Source organism: Corynebacterium sp. HMSC066C02, from assembly GCF_001814945.1.
In the GTDB taxonomy this organism is placed as follows: Bacteria; Actinomycetota; Actinomycetes; order Mycobacteriales; family Mycobacteriaceae; genus Corynebacterium; species Corynebacterium aurimucosum.
In genome coordinates, this window is record NZ_KV818443.1 from 1 (window position 1) to 997 (window position 997).

At 53.5% G+C, this 997-nt stretch carries 1 pseudogene; it reads left to right on the forward strand.

Annotated elements, in window-relative coordinates:
- A pseudogene (locus tag HMPREF2996_RS03280) lies at positions 1 to 959 on the forward strand (IS3 family transposase); the annotation flags it as partial.
- Between the last annotated feature and the right edge of the window lie 38 nt (positions 960 to 997).

Here is a 997-nt window from a genome sequence, read left to right on the forward strand (position 1 = left end):
CTGCGCGAAGAACGCGACATCCTGCGTAAGGCCGCGAAATATTTTGCCGAAGAGACACGCTGGTAATCCGCTTCCAGTTTGTCTATGACCATCGAACCGAGTACTCGGTCAAGCGGATGTGCCACGTGTTAAAGCTCAATCGCTCCTCGTTCTACAAATGGGTCAACACCCGCGAAAAACGCAGGTTAAAGACGTGTTCGGATGCTCTTATTGGTGCGAGAATCAAGACCATCTTCGATGATGAGCACGGGCTTTATGGTGCTAAACGCATCGCTGCAAGCCTTAAATCTGATACGGATTTCGGCCCGATCAATCACAAGAAGGTCGCACGCATCATGAAATCCATGGGGCTGAAAGGCTTTACTAAGCGGCGTCGATGTGTCACTACCAGGCGCAAGCCTGGACGTCGAGTCATGCCAGACTTAGTAGGCCGCAAATTCACCGCTGACAGGCCGAACCACGTCTACGTAGGCGATATCACCTACCTGCCGTGTAAGGGCGGCAAGAACATGTACCTAGCCACGGTCATCGACGTCTACTCGCGCAAGCTCGTTGGCCATGCGCTCGCCGATCACATGCGGGTATCGCTGGTTATCGAGGCTTTATCTCATGCAAGGAAAGTCCGTGGAAGCCTTAAAGGGGCAATTTTCCATTCCGATCACGGCAGTGTGTACACCTCACAGGCTTTTAGGGACCACTGCACCCAGCTTGGTGTTCGCCAATCCATGGGCGCGGTGGGTACAAGTGCTGATAATGCCCTGGCAGAATCATTTAACGCCACCTTAAAGCGTGAAGTGCTACGTGATCAGAAAGTCTTTGACAGTCCAATCAGCTGTCGCCAAGAAGTCTTTCGATGGTGCATGCGCTACAACACCCGCAGACGGCACTCCTGGTGCAACCTTCTAGCCCCCGATACCTTCGAAGCACTCACATCAGCTACACTGACCCAAGCAGCATAGCTAACCCCCGACGTGTCTACTTTCCGGGGGTCAGGCCC